The following is a 1,700-nucleotide window of genomic DNA, read 5'->3' as shown; positions in this document are numbered from 1 at the left end:
GGCCGCCGATCGAGCCCCTTCTCGAGGATCGTGGCGAGGCTTTTGTAGCCGACGGTGCCCAGCGTGAGCGCGCGTGCACAGGCCGCTTCCAGGCGGGCCTCGCTGTAGGCCGTGCTCAGGCGCAGCACCCCGAAACAGGCATTGAAGGCCTGTTGCGGATGGCGCCGCGCGCCGAGCAACTGCGTGGTCACGGCAGCGGTGGCCGGGCCGATCGTGTGCGCCCAGCGCTGCAGGCGTTCCGGGGTCCACTCCAGGGCGCGCTGATGGCGTTCCGGCATGTGGTCGGTCACCGTGGTGTAACCGCCCCGGCGGGGGCTGCGGACATGGCTGGCGACCCGTTGACCGTGATGCAGAACCTCGACCGTGGTGGTGGTGAGCCGCACGTCGACCTGGCGTTTGACCAGGGCGTGCGGGACCGAGTAGAAGTGCCCGTCGACCTCGATGTGAATGTTCGGCGCGACCCGTGCCTTGCGCCATTCGGCGTACTCATAGGGGGTTGCCGGCAGCGCGCGCAGGGCCGGGCGATCGATCGCCTCGAATTGGCTCAGGCGCGAGCCTTCGAGCTTTTTGAAGGGACGGGTATTGAGGGCCTGCAGGTGGGTGGCAATGACCCCGTTGAGCTCGGCAAGGGAGAAGAACTCCTGGTGGCGCAGGCGTGCCAGGATCCAGCGTTCCACCAAGAGCACACCGCCTTCGGCCTTGGCCTTATCCCGCGGTTTGCGTACCCGTGCCGGGATCACCGCCAGCCCGTAATGGGTGGCGAAATCCTGATAGGTCGGATTCAGATCCGGTTCATAACGGTGGGCCTTGCTGACGGCGCTTTTCAGATTGTCGGGGACGATGATGTCCGGGCAACCGCCGAGAAAGCTCAGTGCGCGCACCTGCGCGCCGATCCAGTCGGGGAGCGTCTGCGTCCAGGTCGCCTCGGCATAGGTGTAGTTGGAGGCCCCGAGCACCGCCACGAAGATCTGCGCGGTGCGGATCTCCCCGCTGCCGGGGTCGATCACCGCCGCCGTCTGCCCGGCGTAGTCGACGAAGAGCTTCTCCCCGGCCCGGTGGGTCTGGCGCATGACCACATCCACGCGACCCTTCCAGAGGCTGTAGCGGGCGCAGAATTGGCTGTAGGAATAGCCCTCGGGATGGCGCTCGCGATACTCCTGCCAGAGCAGAAACAGCGTCATGCCTTTACGCCGCAACTCCCGGTGAACGACATCGAAGTCGGGCTCGACCAGCCCGCGCTCGGTAGGGCGCCCGCCCGGTTTGAACAGCCGCCGCTCCAACTCGCCCGCACTCAGACCCTCCGGCAACGGCCAGGACAGCCCTGCCGCCTCGGCGCGTTCCAAGTACTCCGACACCGTTGTTCGCCCGATTCCGAGCGCACGGGCGATCTCCCGCACCGATCGCCCGGAACCCCATTTCAACCGCAACACCTCTTCGACTTTTCGCATGGATAACCTCTCTCTTGGCATCTGAGCACCTCCTGAAAAAAGGAGGCACCCTACGCAGGGTTATCCCGTGTGGCGAGGCCCCGGCCAGAGTGGCCGGATCAACCGGAATCGGTGGTCGCTTTGCGCCGGAATCGGTGGCCGGATTCAGCCGGAATCGGTGGCCGGCTTGAACCGGAACGAGTGGCCGGTTTGAACCAGAATGGGTGGCCGCTTTAAATCAGAATGGGTGGCCGGATTGGGCCGGAATACGCA

The 1,700-nt window shown here is 65.8% G+C and carries 1 protein-coding gene; it reads right to left on the bottom strand.

Annotation, left to right across the window (positions count from 1 at the left end; translation table 11 throughout):
* The coding region (gene istA / locus BLV04_RS24190; RefSeq protein ID WP_093038693.1) for an IS21 family transposase at positions 1–1,448 on the bottom strand (1,448 nt) is incomplete at its 3' end.
* Positions 1,449–1,700 lie beyond the last annotated feature (252 nt).

This window comes from Thiocapsa roseopersicina, from assembly GCF_900106925.1.
Lineage (GTDB): Bacteria > Pseudomonadota > Gammaproteobacteria > Chromatiales > Chromatiaceae > Thiocapsa > Thiocapsa roseopersicina.
The sequence above is the reverse complement of the archived record's forward strand: the minus strand, read 5'-3'. Positions and strand labels throughout refer to the sequence as shown.